This is a genomic window from Hathewaya massiliensis (genome assembly GCF_902143515.1).
GTDB lineage: Bacteria > Bacillota > Clostridia > Clostridiales > Clostridiaceae > Hathewaya > Hathewaya massiliensis.
Genome location: NZ_CABFVD010000001.1, coordinates 430,469 through 447,753, shown reverse-complemented (window position 1 = coordinate 447,753; position 17,285 = coordinate 430,469). Strand labels below are relative to the sequence as shown.

17 protein-coding genes, 1 tRNA gene and 1 riboswitch are annotated in these 17,285 nt (G+C 28.5%); of the genes, 13 read left to right on the top strand and 5 right to left on the bottom strand.

Annotated elements, in window-relative coordinates:
- Nucleotides 1-259: 259 nt before the first annotated feature.
- Both FNZ64_RS14840 and FNZ64_RS02095 read right to left on the bottom strand, forming a co-directional pair.
- Nucleotides 260-427, bottom strand: a complete 168-nt coding sequence (locus FNZ64_RS14840) for a hypothetical protein (RefSeq protein WP_207705503.1) — start codon at nt 425-427, stop codon at nt 260-262.
- An 18-nt stretch (nt 428-445) separates the two neighbouring features.
- Nucleotides 446-1,381 (bottom strand): IS4 family transposase, encoded by a 936-nt coding sequence (locus FNZ64_RS02095; RefSeq protein WP_207705502.1) that lies wholly within the window; start codon nt 1,379-1,381, stop codon nt 446-448.
- Between the two features lie 256 nt (nt 1,382-1,637).
- Here FNZ64_RS02095 and FNZ64_RS02090 point away from each other — a divergent pair, with 256 nt between their 5' ends.
- From FNZ64_RS02090 to FNZ64_RS02075, 4 genes are all read left to right on the top strand, one after another.
- A complete protein-coding gene (locus tag FNZ64_RS02090) occupies nt 1,638-2,546 on the top strand; it encodes a hypothetical protein (protein WP_142413220.1) in 909 nt (302 codons plus the stop codon).
- Between the two features lie 287 nt (nt 2,547-2,833).
- A protein-coding gene (gene prfB / locus FNZ64_RS02085) for a peptide chain release factor 2 (protein WP_423244917.1) occupies nt 2,834-3,938 on the top strand; the annotation gives its coding sequence in 2 pieces (ribosomal slippage) (nt 2,834-2,899 and nt 2,901-3,938; 1,104 coding nt in all).
- Between the two features lie 52 nt (nt 3,939-3,990).
- Nucleotides 3,991-6,165, top strand: coding sequence for a Tex family protein (locus tag FNZ64_RS02080; protein ID WP_142413219.1), 2,175 nt, complete (start codon nt 3,991-3,993; stop codon nt 6,163-6,165).
- Nucleotides 6,166-6,219: 54 nt separating this feature from the next.
- Nucleotides 6,220-6,337, top strand: a riboswitch (FMN riboswitch).
- A gap of 97 nt (nt 6,338-6,434) precedes the next feature.
- Nucleotides 6,435-7,076 (top strand): ECF transporter S component, encoded by a 642-nt coding sequence (locus FNZ64_RS02075; RefSeq protein WP_142413218.1) that lies wholly within the window; start codon nt 6,435-6,437, stop codon nt 7,074-7,076.
- A 270-nt stretch (nt 7,077-7,346) separates the two neighbouring features.
- Here FNZ64_RS02075 and rimI read toward each other — a convergent pair whose 3' ends face one another.
- Genes rimI through tsaE form a run of 3 tightly spaced genes read right to left on the bottom strand, consistent with a single transcriptional unit; the run spans nt 7,347 to nt 8,988 of the window.
- Nucleotides 7,347-7,811 (bottom strand): ribosomal protein S18-alanine N-acetyltransferase, encoded by a 465-nt coding sequence (gene rimI / locus FNZ64_RS02070; protein WP_243129174.1) that lies wholly within the window; start codon nt 7,809-7,811, stop codon nt 7,347-7,349.
- 5 nt (nt 7,812-7,816) lie between these two features.
- Nucleotides 7,817-8,530, bottom strand: coding sequence for a tRNA (adenosine(37)-N6)-threonylcarbamoyltransferase complex dimerization subunit type 1 TsaB (gene tsaB / locus FNZ64_RS02065; RefSeq protein ID WP_142413217.1), 714 nt, complete (start codon nt 8,528-8,530; stop codon nt 7,817-7,819).
- Nucleotides 8,527-8,988 (bottom strand): tRNA (adenosine(37)-N6)-threonylcarbamoyltransferase complex ATPase subunit type 1 TsaE, encoded by a 462-nt coding sequence (gene tsaE, locus FNZ64_RS02060; protein WP_142413216.1) that lies wholly within the window; start codon nt 8,986-8,988, stop codon nt 8,527-8,529. The genes tsaB and tsaE overlap by 4 nt, the downstream gene beginning before the upstream one ends.
- A 328-nt stretch (nt 8,989-9,316) precedes the next feature.
- Between tsaE and FNZ64_RS02055 the strand changes: the two genes are divergently transcribed.
- The 9 genes from FNZ64_RS02055 to FNZ64_RS02015 all read left to right on the top strand — a co-directional run bounded on the left by FNZ64_RS02055 (nt 9,317) and on the right by FNZ64_RS02015 (nt 17,251).
- Entirely contained in the window at nt 9,317-9,937 is a 621-nt protein-coding gene (locus tag FNZ64_RS02055) for a CBS domain-containing protein (protein ID WP_142413215.1), read from the top strand.
- A gap of 168 nt (nt 9,938-10,105) precedes the next feature.
- A complete protein-coding gene (locus FNZ64_RS02050; RefSeq protein ID WP_142413214.1) occupies nt 10,106-10,504 on the top strand; it encodes a hypothetical protein in 399 nt (132 codons plus the stop codon).
- 171 nt (nt 10,505-10,675) lie between these two features.
- Complete coding sequence (locus FNZ64_RS02045; protein ID WP_142413213.1) at nt 10,676-11,845, top strand: efflux RND transporter periplasmic adaptor subunit; 1,170 nt, start codon at nt 10,676-10,678, stop codon at nt 11,843-11,845.
- Nucleotides 11,845-12,525 (top strand): ABC transporter ATP-binding protein, encoded by a 681-nt coding sequence (locus FNZ64_RS02040; protein WP_142413212.1) that lies wholly within the window; start codon nt 11,845-11,847, stop codon nt 12,523-12,525. Before FNZ64_RS02045 ends, FNZ64_RS02040 begins: the two co-directional genes overlap by 1 nt.
- Complete coding sequence (locus FNZ64_RS02035; RefSeq protein ID WP_142413211.1) at nt 12,522-13,709, top strand: ABC transporter permease; 1,188 nt, start codon at nt 12,522-12,524, stop codon at nt 13,707-13,709. The genes FNZ64_RS02040 and FNZ64_RS02035 overlap by 4 nt, the downstream gene beginning before the upstream one ends.
- A gap of 115 nt (nt 13,710-13,824) precedes the next feature.
- A tRNA-Trp gene (locus FNZ64_RS02030) sits at nt 13,825-13,900 on the top strand.
- 302 nt (nt 13,901-14,202) lie between these two features.
- Nucleotides 14,203-15,456, top strand: a complete 1,254-nt coding sequence (locus FNZ64_RS02025) for an NAD(P)/FAD-dependent oxidoreductase (RefSeq protein WP_142413210.1) — start codon at nt 14,203-14,205, stop codon at nt 15,454-15,456.
- Between the two features lie 11 nt (nt 15,457-15,467).
- Nucleotides 15,468-16,463, top strand: a complete 996-nt coding sequence (gene queG / locus FNZ64_RS02020) for a tRNA epoxyqueuosine(34) reductase QueG (RefSeq protein WP_142413209.1) — start codon at nt 15,468-15,470, stop codon at nt 16,461-16,463.
- A gap of 71 nt (nt 16,464-16,534) precedes the next feature.
- Nucleotides 16,535-17,251: a lysophospholipid acyltransferase family protein gene (locus FNZ64_RS02015; protein WP_142413208.1), complete on the top strand. Its 717-nt coding sequence runs from the start codon at nt 16,535-16,537 to the stop codon at nt 17,249-17,251.
- Nucleotides 17,252-17,285: the final 34 nt, after the last annotated feature.

The following is a 17,285-nucleotide window of genomic DNA, read 5'->3' as shown; positions in this document are numbered from 1 at the left end:
ATTGTAGGTAAATGGTTACTTTTAAAATGCTTTATTAAAAACTATGATATTTTATAATAAGCTTATCTTAGTTAAATATATATTATATATCACTAGTGTTTAATTTTTAGAAAATATTTTCATTGACATTTGTATTATAATCATTCTTTATAGTAAAATTCTTAAATTAAGCTAATATAGAATAATATTCCTATAACAAAGGGCAGACTTGCCCGCATAGTGATAGCTTGTATGGAAGTATATGGTTTTATAGTTGCAGTTAGCCACCTAACCACTTCTCCCAAGAAAACAAGATATTATCTATTAATTTTGTAATTGAATGTTTTATTAATCTCTTTATTTTTAATAAGCCGTAGGCTGTTTTGGCTACGTCTTGTATTAGTTTTATTATAATGAATGTTATTATTGCCGAAACAATTTGCATCATAACTGCATTAAGGCTATGTCATATGAATCTTTTAATTTTTAAATTTTGCTTAATCCATTTGAAGAATAGCTCGATATCCCAACGTTTTTTATATAACCATGCTATATCTTCACTAGTATATTGTAATATGTTAGTTACAAAGGTTAGTATTTGACCTTCAGAATCAACTACAGTGATAACCCTATACTGATTTTTTGTCATATTAATATCTTCTGTACCAAGATAGCAAATAATATCTTCAATGATATTTATAGAATCATCTAGTAGAGTAACGTCAGAGTAAGTTATTTCAAGCTTACTTACTTCAGTTATAGCAGCATTATCTTTTAATCGGGTAATAAAGCGTATTCCTTTATTGCTAAACTCATCAAACTTTTTATAGTCAACATAGCCTTTGTCAAAGACATATATACAGTTGTTTTCTGTAATAAGTTCTTTCATCTTAGTTCTATCATGTGGTTTAGCATTAGACACAATTATAAGCTCAGGAACTCCTTTGCTTAAGTTGAATTTTGTATGAAGCTTTATTCCTGCTTTTGTAGAGCGAAATTCTGCCCACTGAAAATAAGTCTTGGCCATACTTATAGTTGAAGAATCTATTAGTTTTATGGTTCCAAACTTTTTAAGTTTCTCATTTACAGGTAATTGTTTTAAAGCAGTATCAATTAGTTCGTTTAATATTGGAATGTAAACATTATAATCCATATAGTTATTATAATTAGACAACGTTCCCAAGCTAACGCTTTTTATTGACTCCTTTAGCTTAGAATCAGATTGCATAAAATCATCAACATCCCTTAAGCTATCTAGCTTCGCTAAATGAAAGTAAAGGTGAGTTTTCAAATGATTTGATGCTATATTATAGTCAACATCTAACTTATACGTAGATTTTTTCAAAGTGTTCCAGTTAACAATATCTAATAATTTTTCAAAAATAGTGATATAATTATTCATAGATAGTCAGCAACTCCTTTGCGATATGATTGTGGTAATTATATTAAAGCAAAGGTGCTGACTATTTTCATTTATATATTGCTGGTACACATAGAAATTTATTACAAGTTATTATTGTCAATAGGATTTTCAATCCATTAATTAAACACTAGTGATTATATATATGTATTTAAGAGAAAAGCTATATCATAATTAGATAAAGAAAAAATTTTATGAAGGTATATAGAAAGGTAATAAAAATTTAGGGAGGGAAAGTATGAATAAAAAATCTAAGGGTTATATATTAGCAATGGTATTAACAATTTTACCTGTATCGATTATGGCCTATGAACTTAAAACAAGTGGAGTTAATATTAATATTTTAAGTGAAAAAAAGGAAGTTATAACTGCACAAGAGAAAACATCAGAAAAGAAGAATAATAATATGGAAATAACATTATCTGATAGAGAAAAGCTACTAAAAGGAGATCCGATAGGTAAAAAGGTAAAAAATAGTTTAAATTACCCAGACAAGGAAAAAATACATCTTAAAATGATTAATGCTGTAGATAATTTTAAAACCTGTAAAGGGGAATTTACTGAGGAAAGTGCTATGCTGAACTTGAATGGAAAATATACCTTTGAAGTGGATGTAGAAAATAAATCCTCAGTATCTGTAATTGAAGAGAGTGGTAAAAAACCTATAACTTTAATTTATCATGATGATAAGAGAAAAGTTTTTGAGAATAATGATAAAAGTTATAGAGAGTTTGAGGAAAAACAAGAGAAGGAAAACCCCACAATAGTAAAACCCTTTGAACTATATTTAAATCCAGAGCTTAACAGAACAGATATTGGATATTTAGGCACAAGTAGAAATATTATTTGTGCGGAGGTATTTTCAAAATATATATTTATTTATGAAGATTGGAACTATATAGAGTCAACTTTTTTAGGGAGAAATGTATATAAATTAAAGGGAGTAATTGATCCACACCTAGGTGGTAATATGCAAGGAAAATTTTCTTTACTTATGGATAAAGAAACTGGAATAGTGCTTCAATTTTTATTATTTGATGACAATGGAAAAGAAAAATACAAATTAGAATGTACTAAATTAGAAGTAAATACTTCAATAGATAAAAGTTTATATAATAAAAGTACTTTTGGATATACAAAAAAATAATGAAACATATTGAATGATTTAAAGAAAAAGATATATATTGCATTTGCTTTCTCCTTTCTTTGGAGAATATAGTTTTTATAAAACTATAATAGCAAATGCATTTTTTAATTTGTAAAGTTTTTCTACTTAACTTTATACAAACCAAAGTAAGTAAGTAAAATTTGTGCTATAATATATTTTGTTTATATATGATTATACTCTTTAATATTTTATGTTTTTTAAAGTTGAAGTATTAAAGAGTTGAGTCTTTGGTATGTTTATGTAATTAGTTGAAAAGAGGTGTTACTTTGTTAATTAAGCTTGAAGAATTATATGGAGAAATTGAAGAACTAATTAATAATGTTGTTGAAATGAGGGACTTACTTTGACTTAGATAAGTTGGAGATAAGATTAAGTGAGTTAGAGGCTAAAATGCAGGAAAAAAGTTTTTGGCAAGATGCAGAGAAAGCTAGTGATATAACGCAAGAGGCTAAAAATTTAAAGGATAGCATAGAAAATTATAATGAACTTAAAAATAGAACAGAAGATCTTAAGATTTTACTTCAGATTAGTATAGAAGAACAAGATGAATCTACTTATAAAGAAATAAAAAAAGAATTTAAAGAATTAAATGATATACTTAGAAGCTTAAAAATAGAAACACTACTTTCAGGAACCTATGACAGGAACAATGCTATTTTAACTCTTCATACTGGTGTGGGAGGAAATGATGCTCAAGATTGGACTGAGATGCTATATAGGATGTACTCTAGGTGGTGTGATAAAAAAGGATTTAAAATAGAAGTTTTAGATTATATTTCTGCGGATGAGGCTGGAATTAAAAGTGTTACTTTGAAGGTTATAGGAGAATTTGCTTATGGCTTTTTAAAGTCAGAGAAAGGTGTACATAGACTAGTTAGGATATCACCTTATAATGCAAATGGGAAAAGACAGACTTCCTTTGCTTCTTGTGAAGTAATACCGGAACTTAAGGCTGAACAGGATAATATTGAGATAAACCCTCAAGACTTAAAGATTGATACATATAGGGCTGGGGGAGCTGGTGGACAACATGTTAATAAGACAGAATCAGCTATTAGAATAACACACATTCCAACAGGAATAATTGTTCAGTGTCAAAATGAAAGAAGTCAGTTCACTAATAAAGAAACAGCTTTAAAGATGTTAAAATCAAAATTAATAGCTCTAAAAGAAATGGCACATAAAGAAAAAATAGAGGACTTAAGCGGAGAATTAAAGGATATTAGTTGGGGAAGCCAGATAAGGTCTTATATATTCCATCCCTATAATTTAGTTAAGGATCATAGAAGTGGGGTAGAAACTTCTAATGTTAATGCTGTTATGGATGGGGAAATTGATATGTTTATAAACGCATATTTAGAGGAGAATTAATTTAAACTTTATATTAAGAAAGGAGGGGGCGCTCTCAAGAGTGCCTTTTTATATGACTAATATTTTAGAAGTTTTATGTAAGGAATTTTCTTTAAAAAGTTTTCAAGTGGAAAATGTAATAGAAATGCTAGATGAGGGAAATACAGTACCTTTTATAGCTAGATATAGAAAAGAGAGAACTGGTGGCTTAAGCGATATTCAATTAAGAGATTTATCAGAGAGGTTAAAATATCTTAGAAATTTAGATGAAAGAAAAGAAACTGTTCTAAAATCCATAGAAGAACAGGGAAAACTAACAGAGGAATTAAAAAATAAAATAAATGCTGCAACGACTTTAACAGAGGTAGAAGATTTATATAGACCATATAAACCTAAAAAAAGAACAAGGGCTACCATAGCCTTAGAAAAAGGACTAAAACCCCTAGCTGATTTAATTTTAAGTGGTAAATGTACAGAGAGTATAGAAGAGATTGCAAAGCAGTATTTAAATGAAGAAAAATCAGTTTTAAAAGTTGAAGATGCTATAAAGGGAGCAGAAGATATAATTGCAGAGGTTATTTCTGATGAGGCGGAGTATAGAAAATGGATTAGGGATTTTGTTAATAAAGAGGGAGTTATTGAGTGTAAAAAGTCTTCTAAAGATGATACAGAAGATGAAAATAAAATTTATGAAATGTATTATGAATACAGTGAAAGCGTTAAAAAGATACCATCTCATAGAATTTTAGCTATTAATAGGGGAGAAAAAGATGGCGTATTAAGTGTTAAAATTATATGTGATGAGAATAAAATTACAGACTATCTAAGTTATAAGACAAAGAAAGAAAATGAACTTACAGATAAATTTATAGAAAATAGTATAAAAGATTCTCTTAAAAGATTAATTTACCCATCTATAGAGAGAGAAATTAGAAGTGAATTAACTGAGAAAGCTGAAAATGGAGCTATAGAAGTATTTAAAGCTAATTTAAACTCTCTTTTAATGCAACCACCTATACATGGAAAGGTAGTTTTAGGTTATGACCCTGGATTTAGAACAGGATGTAAAATAGCTGTCTTAGATGATACAGGTAAAGTAGTAGGAATGGAAACAGTTTATGCTACTCTGCCTAAGGATGATAAGGAAAAAGCTAAGACGCAGCTTAAAAATCTCATACTAAAACATAATGTAGATGTTATATCCTTGGGAAATGGTACTGCTTGTAGAGAGTCAGAAGAGATTATTGGAGAGATTATTAAAGAAGTTAAAGCAGAACATAATAAAGAAGTTTACTATGTAATAGTATCAGAATCAGGAGCATCAGTATATTCAGCATCTGAACTTGCAACAAAAGAATATCCAGATATAAATGTATCTATAAGAGGGGCCATATCCATAGGGAGACGTCTTCAAGACCCTCTAGCTGAATTAGTAAAAATAGATCCAAAGTCCTTAGGAGTTGGGCAATATCAACATGATGTTACCCAAAAAAAATTAGAAGAATCACTAAAAGGTGTTGTAGAAGATTGTGTTAACAATGTAGGAGTAGATTTAAATATAGCCACACCTTCATTATTATCTTATGTTTCAGGTATAAATAGTACCATAGCTAAAAATATAGTTGCATATAGAGAAGATCAGGGCAAATTTAAAAGTAGAAAAGAGCTTAAAAAAGTTAAGAGATTAGGAGATAAGGCTTTTGAACAATGTGCAGGATTTTTAAGGGTTCTGGAGAGTTCTGAACCACTAGATAATACTGGGGTTCACCCTGAATCTTACGAAGCTGCAAAGAAGCTACTTGCTACATTAGAATATTCAAAGGAAGAGCTTAAAAAATCTGGTTTAAAAGATATAGAGGAAAGATCACAAAGCCATGGTATAGAAAAATTAGCTGAGGAAATAGGGGTTGGAGTTCCTACCCTAAAAGATATAATAAAAGAACTAAAAAAACCAGGTAGAGACCCAAGAGAAGAGCTTCCAAAGCCAATATTTAAGACTGGGATATTAGAACTTAGTCAGTTAAAGCCTGGCATGGAACTTATGGGAACTGTTAGAAATGTAGCAGATTTTGGAGCTTTTGTTGACATAGGTGTTCACCAAGATGGATTGGTTCATATAAGTGAACTTGCAGATAGATTTATAAAACATCCTTTAGATGTGGTAAAGGTTGGAGATGTAGTTAAAGTTAGAATTTTAGAAGTGGATGAAAAGAGAGGAAGAATTTCTCTTAGTATGAAAGAAAATTAAAGTTGATAAATAAGTTTCTAAAGAGTATAATAAAATTATAAGTTAAAAAATTAAATTACTCTTCAGGGCGGGGTGTAAGTCCCCACCGGCGGTAAAGCCCGCGAGCTATTTTTAGCATGATTCGGTGAGATTCCGAAGCCGACAGTTAAAGTCTGGATGAAAGAAGAGAGGTATAAGTACGTTTATTTGCCCTGAATTTATTCAGGGCTTTTTTGTTATTGTACCTCCCACCCTGAAAGATAAAATTATCTTTTATAGGGGGAAGAATAATGGAAAAAATCAACACAAAACTAAGATTAAACACTTTAATTAAGGTATCTATGCTATCGGTGATATCTTTGTTACTAATGCAACTGGAGTTTTCGTTATCATTTTTATTTCCACAATTTTTAAAAATTGATGTAAGTGATATCCCAGCTTTATTTGGAGGATTTGCACTAGGACCTTTAGCGGGAGTCTTAATTCTACTATTAAAAAACATACTACATGGCTTATTAATGACAAAAACAGCCTTTATAGGTGAAGTTGCAAACTTTTCCGTAGGAGTATTTTTAGTATTTATATCAAGTTATATATATAATAAAAATAGAAGTAAAAAAAGTGCAATAATGGGATTATTAATAGGAACCATAGTAATGTCTCTAGTTGCAGGTGTTTTGAATTACTATGCATTTATACCTGCATATGCTAAGTTTTATGGAGCTAATGTAGAGAGTTTTGTTAAAATGGCAAACAAGGTAAATGGCAATGTAAATAGTTTTAAAACTTTAATATACTGGTCCATAATACCATTTAATTTAATAAAGGGATTTATAGTTTCAGTGGTTTCTGTATCTTTATATAGGAGTTTAGCACCTGTAATATCAAATGAAAGATATAAGGAAAAAAATAAACTGAAAATGGTTAAATAATATGAAATGTAATTAGTTATTGTAGAATGTTCATATAAATAATAAGTATGGAATAGTAAAAAGTAGATAATAAATAGGAAATAGCAAATAACAAAAAAACCATGTATAAAAGAGAAAATAAAATCTCTTTTATACATGGTTTTACTTTTAAACTAGTAAAGTAACTTCAGAGTTATCTCTTACATCTCAACTCTTAGCTCTTACCCATTACTTAGTATTTCTTACGCCTTGCTTTTTACTTCTCACTTAATACTTCTGACTTTTTACCCTTTACCTAGTATCCGTGCTTTCATAACACCACATAATAATTCCATCTTCCACAGGGTTTGTGTAGAAGTTTTTCCTAACTCCTGCATTTACGAATTCTTCTTTTTTATAAAGGTTTTGAGCTATAATATTAGATTCTCTTACTTCCAAGGTTATTCCAGTAACCTTATTATCACTACAAATCCCTTTTAAAGTTTTAATTAAAGAAGTACCAATTTTCATATGTCTAAAATTTGGATGGACTGCTACATTTGTTATATGGGCTTCATCTGCAATTATCCACATACCAGCAAAAGCAATAATGTCTTCTTTATATTTGCATACAATATAGTGTGCAAAGGTATTTTTAAATTCATCTTTAAAAGCTTCTATACTCCAAGGTGATTTTAAACTTAAGGTATTCACTAGATAAACTCCAGGAATATCTTCTTCCTTCATATATGAAAATAAAAAATCATCTTTTTCCATAACTTTTAAACACCTTCTCCGTGCTTTTCTTCATATTCTCTTTCAGCTTGAGATTTTCTTAAATATATAGGGGCCATGGAAAATATATTTTCATCTTCTTCATTTTTTAAGTGATTTAAACCTAATTCTCCAAGGGAAGAGGCTTTAACTAAATTTAAACTAGTAGGTGCAAAACCTATATTAAGACCTTCTGTTTTTTCTACTAAATAATCCTTAAATTTATAGGTTCCATCTCCTATAAAAATAACTTTTGAATCATATTTTTTTAATTTTTCCAAAAGCTCATCTATATGTATTGCCATATAATCTGATAACCTAACTAGTTTATTTTCTTCAAATTTATATAGGGCAGTATATACATTATTTCTTAAGGCATCCATAATAGGACAAATAATTCCTTCAGAAAAAGCTAAGTTATGAGCTAATGCATCTAAAGAAGAAATGCTAATTAGAGGTTTATTGAGCCCTTGGCTTAAGCCTTTTATAGTTGCCATACCTATTCTAAGCCCAGTAAAAGATCCAGGGCCTTTAGATACAACAAAACCATCAATATCTTTTATGTCAGTACCAGTATTTTTTAATAGGGAATCTATCATAGGCATAGTAATAATTGAATGTTGTTTTTTATAATTAAAAGTTATTTCACCTAAAAGTTTTTCATCATCTAATAAAGCACAACTTGCACTTTCAGTAGCAGAGTCTAGACTTAATATCTTCATATATTTATCTCCTTTACATAATTATATTTAGGATTAGTAAATTCAAATTTAATTTCACGATTATTAGGGCATTGATCTTCTATTTTATTTATATATATATACATTGCATCTTCTTGTGGGATTAAGTCTTCAATATAATTTGCCCACTCTATTATGGAAACTCCATCTGAAAATATATATTCATCAAAACCAATAGCTTCTATTTCATCAGGGTCATTTACCCTATATACATCAAAATGGTAAAGTTTAAGTCTTCCTTCATATTCATTTACAATGGTAAATGTAGGACTTGTAATATGATCATCTATATTTAAACCCTTTGCTATTCCTTTGGTTAAGTGTGTTTTACCAGTGCCAAGGTCACCTACTAGACAAATTATATCACCACTTTTGCACATCTGACCTATTTGAAAACCAATATTATAAGTCTGTTCTACAGAATTAACTAAAAACATCATATTCTCACCTCTCTAATATTTTATATTAATATAGAAAAAAAGTTAAGTGTTCTAAAAATATAATGAAATATTATTTTAAATATTAATATTGTTATTATTTAAAATTATTAATATTGTTAATGTTCAAAGCATAGTATATAGAATGGAAATATTTTTAATGCAATATATAGAAAACTTCAAAAATTGTGAAAAAGGTTGTATAATATAAGGAACTAAATATAAATAGCTTTACAAATAAAAAGTTTTTTAACTTTTTAGATTAAATATACTTAAACTCATCTTTTATAGTATATACTATTTGTAAAGGTATAATAAGGGAGGGTCATATATGTTTGTAAACAATTTAATGTTATCTAAAGATAAGTTAATCACAGTTTCTCCTAAAGATACTGTAAAAAAAGCTCTGGAATTAATAGAGGAATACAAATTCTTATCAATACCAGTAGCAGAGGGGGAAAAGTTTTACGGGGCCATTTCAAAAGAAAGAATCTACACTTTCTATTTTGAAAAAAATCTAGATAAAAAGAGTCTTTTAGGAGAATTCTTAGTAGAAAATATAATGAGAGAAGATGTTCCTAAGATAGGACCTATGGAGCAAATTGAAGAAGCCGCACATTTTTTAGCTACTAAAAATACTGCTTTTGTAGCAGTTGTAGACCATGCTAATACATTTCATGGAATAATAACTCATAATGCAGTATTTAAACAATTTACAGAATTATTTGGTTTAAATAGAGGAAAGAGAATTGCAGTTATAGCTTATGATATACCAGGTCAAATTTCAAAACTATCAAAAATAATAACAGAGAATAATGCTCAAATTATAAGCTTTGTTGTAGTAGATCCAAAAAGCTTAACAGAAGTTAAAGAAATTGTAGTTAGAATAAACACAGAAAACTACGATGATGTAATGGCTAAAGTAAAAGATGCAGGTTTTAAAATTCAATAATAAAAAATAAGGGGGACTAAAGTCCGCCTTATTTTTTATTAAATTAAAATAACTGTATTTTAATTTAATAATGTAAAATTTTTAAGCATTATGTTAAAATATTGAACATAATATTAAAATATGATATTATTGTTAATATTAATATAATAAATTAGGGGGAAATAAATTATGAATGAAAAACCTAAAAGAGGGTGTTTTTTAACTGGATGGCTTGTATTGGGGTTAATTGGTTCTTTTTTTGGAATGTTTATCATCTTTTCTAATTCGTACATGGTAAAGGTTTTACCTGAATATCCTAAATTTTCTACAAGTGTTCTTGTGGTTTCTACTATAGCTTCTATAATACAATTTGCAAGTACTATAGGAATATTTCTTTGGAAAAAGGTTGCTGTATATTTATATGCAGGTATAGCCCTATTTAATTTTGCTTATTCATTTTTTATGAATGAAATATCAACTACTACCATTATATCAGGCATAATAGGTGTACTTTTAAACTTATGGGCAGCTTATACACTTATGAAACTTTTTAAAGAAATGGAAGATAGTGAAAAAGAAATAGTTTAATTATTTAAAATATAGCCCATAGTTATATACAAATTATCTATGGGCTTTTATTCATTTTTATATGTCATAAAGTTTAAATTTTACAAATATAAGCTATAGAAAATTTAAGTATAAAAACTAAACATATATCTAGTGGGGATAATATGATTTGTTTTGGAGGGTGTAAGTAGAATGAGTAAAACTATAAATAGTAAAAAGAAAAAGATTATTATTATAATTTCCTTGATTATTTTTATAGTAGGTACACCTCTTATTGCTTTTTTAGTTAAGAAAGGGGCAAAGAAAGAGGTTGAGACTTATGTAATTTCAGATAGTAGTGAGAATATTACTGTAGTAAATGGAGTTGTATATGCTGAGAACAGTAACAATATATTTTTAGAACCATCTAAGGGAAATGACTATGAAGTTAAAATTAAAGAAGGAGATAATGTAAAAAAAGAAGATGTATTATTAGTTTATAACAGTGAGAGCCTAGATAATAAAATATCACTTGAAGAATCTCAAATTCAGGATAACAAGAATCAGTTACAAAATTTAAAGAACAAGTTAAATGAAATTAACAATAAAAAAAATACTAATCCTAAAAATTTAACACCTTCACAATCTAAGGAATTTACAGCTAATAGTCAAATAGATATGAATTATTTAGAGAGTGAAAAGGATGCATTAAAAGAAAAAATAAATATGGTTACTAATACTATAAAAAGTTATGAAATTGGACTTAAAGAATTAAAAAAGCAAAAGGGAACTTTTACTATAAAAAGCCCTATAGAAGGAAAGATAGTTAAAATTAATGAGGGAAATAATCCTGCAAGTCCTATTATTACCATAGAATCTAATAATAAGGTTATAAAAGGGCAATTAACAGAGTATGAACTACCTAATGTTAAGGTTTCCACAAAGGCTTTTGTTAATTTTAAAGCTTTTGATGAAAAGTATTATAAAAGTAAAATAATAAAGATAGATAATAATCCTTTAAATGATATTAATAATCCTATGAATTCTAATTTAGGAAATTCTCCTAAGGTATCTAATTATGAAATAAGTTTTGAAGTTCCAAAAGAATTCAAAGGAAAAACTGAAAATGGCTTTCATGCCTTAATTAAGTTAGGAGAAGTTGAAAATACTATTAAGCTACCTAAAAAAGCAGTTTATAAAGATATAGATAAAGATAATAAAATGATTTGGATTGTAAAAGACAATAAGGTGGTTTCAACGGAGATAAAAGTAAAAGATAGCGGTGATAATTATATTATTTTAAGTAATGTTACTAGTGGAAGCAAGGTTATTCTTAATGCTCCTAATAATTTAAAAGAGGGAGATGAGGTGACTTTAAAATAATGATAAATATTACTAATGTTTCGAAATATTTTGGGAAAGGAAAGGGGAAATTTGAAGCTTTAAAGGATATTAATTTAGAAATAAAACAGGGTGAGTTTGTAGCTATTATGGGACCATCTGGTAGTGGAAAATCAACTCTTATGAATATAATTGGTCTTTTAGATAAAAATTTTGAAGGGGAATATAAATTAAATGGAATTGAAGTTAAAAATCATAATGATGAAGAGCTATCCTTATTTAGGAATAAACATATAGGATTTGTATTTCAAAGTTTTAATTTATTACCAAAACTAAATGCTTTTCGTAATATAGAATTACCACTATTATATGGACCTAGGATAAATAAAAAAGAAAGATTAGATAGGGTCGTGGAGGCGCTTGAAAGTGTGGAACTTTTAAGCCATAAGGAAAACTTACCAAAAGAAATGTCAGGTGGTCAAAAACAACGTATTGCTATTGCGAGAGCTTTAGTAAGCAGGCCCTCTTTTATACTTGCAGATGAGCCAACAGGAGCATTAGATTCTAATACAGGTAAAGCCATTATGGAACTCTTTTTAAAGCTACATGGTGAGGGAAAAACTATTATTTTAGTTACTCATGATAGAATGGTTGCTAATTATGCTGACAGGTTAATAACTATATTAGATGGGAAAATTCTTAAGGATGAGGTGTTAAAATGAAGAATTTTAAAGAGATAATTGAAATGGCTTTTTCCTCTATTATAGATAATAAGTTACGATATATATTAACTCTTATTGGAATTGTACTTGGCATAAGTAGTTTAATTGCTATAGTTTCCTTAGGTAATGGTATGGGAGATGGCATTAAAGAGTCTATAATAAGTAATGATGGAACACGATCTATAACTTTAACCTTTACTCCTTCTGAGAACTTTTCACCTTTAGATAATATAAATGCTTTTAATGAATTTACCATGAATACAATAAGAAATATTCCTGGTGTTGATAAGGTAGAAAAAGAATTTTCAGCAGTAACAGAAATGCAGATTAAAGATAAGCCAGTTATGATTAGTGTAAATTGTAGTACACAAGAAAATAACCCTAGTAATAAGAAAATAATATATGGAAGAAACTTTAATGAGAATGAACTTAATAAAGTTTCAAGAGTATGTATTATAAATAAAAGTTTAAAGGAGAAGCTATTTGAAAACAAGAATGCTATAGGTGAAATTATACAGCTCACCAATAAACCAATGAGAATAATAGGTGTAATTGATGGGGATGGACCAGCATCCTTCATAAACTTTGATAATATTTATATTCCAAAATCAACTTGGAGCATAACCTATGGAGATGATTCGGCAAGGAGTTTAAAAATAAGTATTAAGGATAAGTACGATATAAATGAGGTTTCAAAAAAAATAGTAGACAAGCTTAACAAGGTTACTAATTTAGATGGTACCTATGAAGTTTTCAATATGGAGAATATAGCAAAGTCTATAAATAAGGTAAGCTCTATTTTAACAGGATTTGTAGCAAGTATTGCAAGCATATCTTTGGTTGTAGGAGGGATTGGTATTATGAACATAATGTATATGGCCATTGTAGAAAGGACCAAAGAAATTGGAATAAGAAGAGCTCTAGGTGCCACTAGTAAAAACATTTTATTTCAATTTCTAATAGAATCAGTAGTAATTTGTTTAATAGGTGGAATAATTGGAGTACTTTTAGGTATAGGGCTTGCCAACTTAATAGCTAATATAATAAAGATTCATGCAAGAACATCCCTTAGTATTATAATATTAGGACTTGGAACATCAACTTTTATGGGAGTTGTTTTTGGAATAAGTCCTGCTCTAAAGGCTGCAAAACTTAACCCAATTGATGCTTTAAGTTATGAATAATAAAAGTAAAAAAATAACAACACTTAATTGGAGCACATATTTTAATTTATCATAAATAAACTTAAAATATATGTTGATTTTACAAAAAAATCATGTTATAATTTAGAAAGTGTTTAGGGGTATAGCTCAATTGGTAGAGTAGCGGTCTCCAAAACCGTTGGTTGCGGGTTCGATTCCTGCTGCCCCTGCCAGTTAATATTTAAAAAATTGATACAGCATTTGAATGACTAAGCCAGTATTATACTGCTTAGTCGTTTTTAATTTTCTTATATATTTTCATATCTAATATTTTCATTTTGAAATTTTTTAATCTCGGAGTAGGATTTTTTAACTAAATTTATAATGAAAAAATTAAAAAATAAAATTCCCACTTTAATTTAACACAAACCAATAAATAATTTGATTTAATACTTAAATTAAGTCTATAATATACTAGTAAAGCTGAATATTTTTTTAATAGTAGATACTTATTATCTTTTGAGGTGAGCCGAAAATGTATTACGATATAGTGATAATTGGTGGGGGCGTTGCTGGAATGGCAGCAGCTATAGAAGCAAGGAAACAAGGGGTTTCAGGTATTCTTATACTAGATAGAGAGAAGTATTTAGGAGGAGTACTGAACCAATGCATTCACAATGGGTTTGGAAGGTATGTTTTAAAAAAAGAAGTTACAGGACCTGAATATGCTAATATCTTTGTAGAAGAAATTAAAAAGTTAGGTATAGATTACAAACTAGAAACCACAGTATTAGAAATAGATAAAGATAGAAACATATTAGCAGTAAATGGGACAGATGGTATAATGGAAATAAAAGCTAAGGTCATTATTTTAGCTATGGGATGTAGAGAAAAATCAAGAGGCGCTGCTAAAATTTCAGGAAGTACTTTTGCAGGAGTATTTACAGCAGGTATGGTCCAAAGATTAATAAACTTAGAAGGAATAATGCCAGGAAAAAAGGTAGTTATTTTAGGATCAGGGGACCTTGGACTAATAATGGCAAAACGACTAACTATAGAAGGTGCAGAAGTTAAAGGGGTAATAGAAATATTACCTTATTGTAGTGGACTTGAAGAGAATTATAATCAGTGTTTAAAAAACTTTAATATACCATTAAAACTTCAACATACAATTATAGACATAAAAGGTCAGGAAAGGGTTGATGGAGTTCTTATTGCAAAAGTCGATTCTAATAAAAGAGTTATAAAAGGCACAGAAGAATTTATATCCTGTGATACAGTAATACTTTCAGTTGGTTTAACTCCAGAGAGTGAGCTATTTAAAAAATTAGGTATATCAGTAAATAGTGTTACTGGGGGAGCTGAAATTGATGAAAGTATGCAGACAAATATAGCAGGAGTATTTGCAGCAGGCAATATAGTTCACTTACATGATTATGTAGATGATGTAACTAAAGAGGGGATTTTATCAGGAAGAAATGCTGCTAAATTTGTATTAGACAAGTTAAAGTCTAATAAAAGTTTAAAAGTTATCCCTGGTAAAGGAGTAGCTTATATATTACCTAAGAAAATTAACCTAGATAATGTAGAAGAAGTTGTACAATTTAAATTTAGGTCATCTACAGAATATAAAGATGTTAATATTAGGTTTAATTTTGGAGAAGGTTTTTTAGAAGTATACAAATCAAAGATAATACCAAGTAGAATGGAAATAATTAACATAGATAAGGAACAATTAATTAAAAATATTTCTGAAGGGGAAATATCAGTAGATATATGTGAAAGTTAGAAGAGGTCTATATGGAACTAAAAGATAAAATAAAAAAATTTTGTTATTCTCTAGGACTAGAGAATATAGGATTTATATCTTGTGAAAAATTTTATGATTTAGAAGATTTTTTTCTTTATAAAAAGGATAAGAATTTAGTTAATGAATTTGAGGAAAGTGATATAGAACTTAGAGTTAATCCTAATAAAATAATCAGTGAGGGGAAAACTATAATCTCCATAGCATTTCCCTATGTTTATGAAAATACTCATAAGGATTCAATTTATTTTTCTAAATATACCTTAGGCAAGGATTATCACTTAATTCTTAAGAAATATCTAAATACTATAGGTGAATTTATTAAAGAATTAGGTGGTGAATATCAGTGTTTTGTAGACAATAATCCACTTCCTGAAAGATATATTGCTATGGAGAGTGGTATAGGGTTTATAGGTAAAAATAATTGTCTTATTACTGAAGACTATGGTTCTTATGTATTTTTAGGAGAGATAATTACAGATCTTTTTATAACTCCAGATGAGCCTATGGAAAGTAGGTGTGGAGAATGTAATCTATGTACAAAAGCTTGCCCAACCAAGGCCATATTAGATCAAGAAAAAATTGAAAATAAATACGGATTAAATAATAATCCCAATATATGTCTCTCTTATATTACGCAGAAAAAAAACTTAGAAGATTTTTGGATGGATAAAATTGGTGGTAGGATATGGGGATGTGATACCTGCCAAGATGTATGTCCTTTTAATAAAAAAGCTAAAAATAGTAAATTAGAAGAATTTAAACCTATGGAATATGTAAAAAAACCTAATTTAGAAGAATTAATTAAAATAGATAAAAAAACATTTAAGGAAAAATACAAAGATTTAGCCTGTTCATGGAGGGGGAAAAATTTATTAACTAGAAATACATTAATCGCTATGAAAAACATAAAAAAAGAAATTCCTAAAATTCATGAATTTAAATCTCCATATATAGAGGAGTATTATCATAGGATAAAGAAATTGTAATTAAAATACATATTATATAACTTATAATTAACACACACACTATATAACTATTGTGAAAGGACTGGAAGGTTATGATATCTGCTAGAATGGCAAAAATAATTTCTATACTGCCAAAAGGCATTGTAAATTCTATTGCAAGAAAGACTGTAGAAATTTATCTGAAAAAGTATGCTAATTTAAAGGTTAAAGGTGTAAATAATTTAAAAGAAATAAAAACCCCTACTATATTTATTGCAAATCATCTTAGCAATTCTGATGGACTAGTATTGGGTAAGATTTTAAAGGATTTTGATCCAACTTTTGTAGCAGGAATAAAACTTTCTAAAAATCCTACTACAAATTTAGCAGTAGGTATTTATAAAACTGCTCCTATAAAACCCAATACAGCCGATAAGGAAGGCTTAAAAAACATAATGGAACTTATTAAAAAAGGTGAGAATATAATTATTTTTCCAGAGGGTACTAGGAGTAGAGAGGGTAAGATGATAGAAGCTAAAAAAGGAATACTTCTAATTGCAAAACTTACTAAGGCACCTATAGTTCCTATTGGAATATGGGGAACAGAAAAGCTTCTTCCAATAAATGAATCAGGAAATATGAGTAGTGAAAGATTTAACTATGCCGATGTAAATGTGAACATAGGGAAACAATTTCTTTTACCTAAAAAAGAAGATAAGGAAGATAAGAAAACTTATGAAGAAAGGGCTATAAATGAGCTAATGTGCTCGATTTCAGAGCTTATTCCAGAAGATTATAGAGGAGTGTATTCAAAAGTAAAAGAAAAATAAATTTTAAAGTTACCCTATAACTATTCGCTTTAAT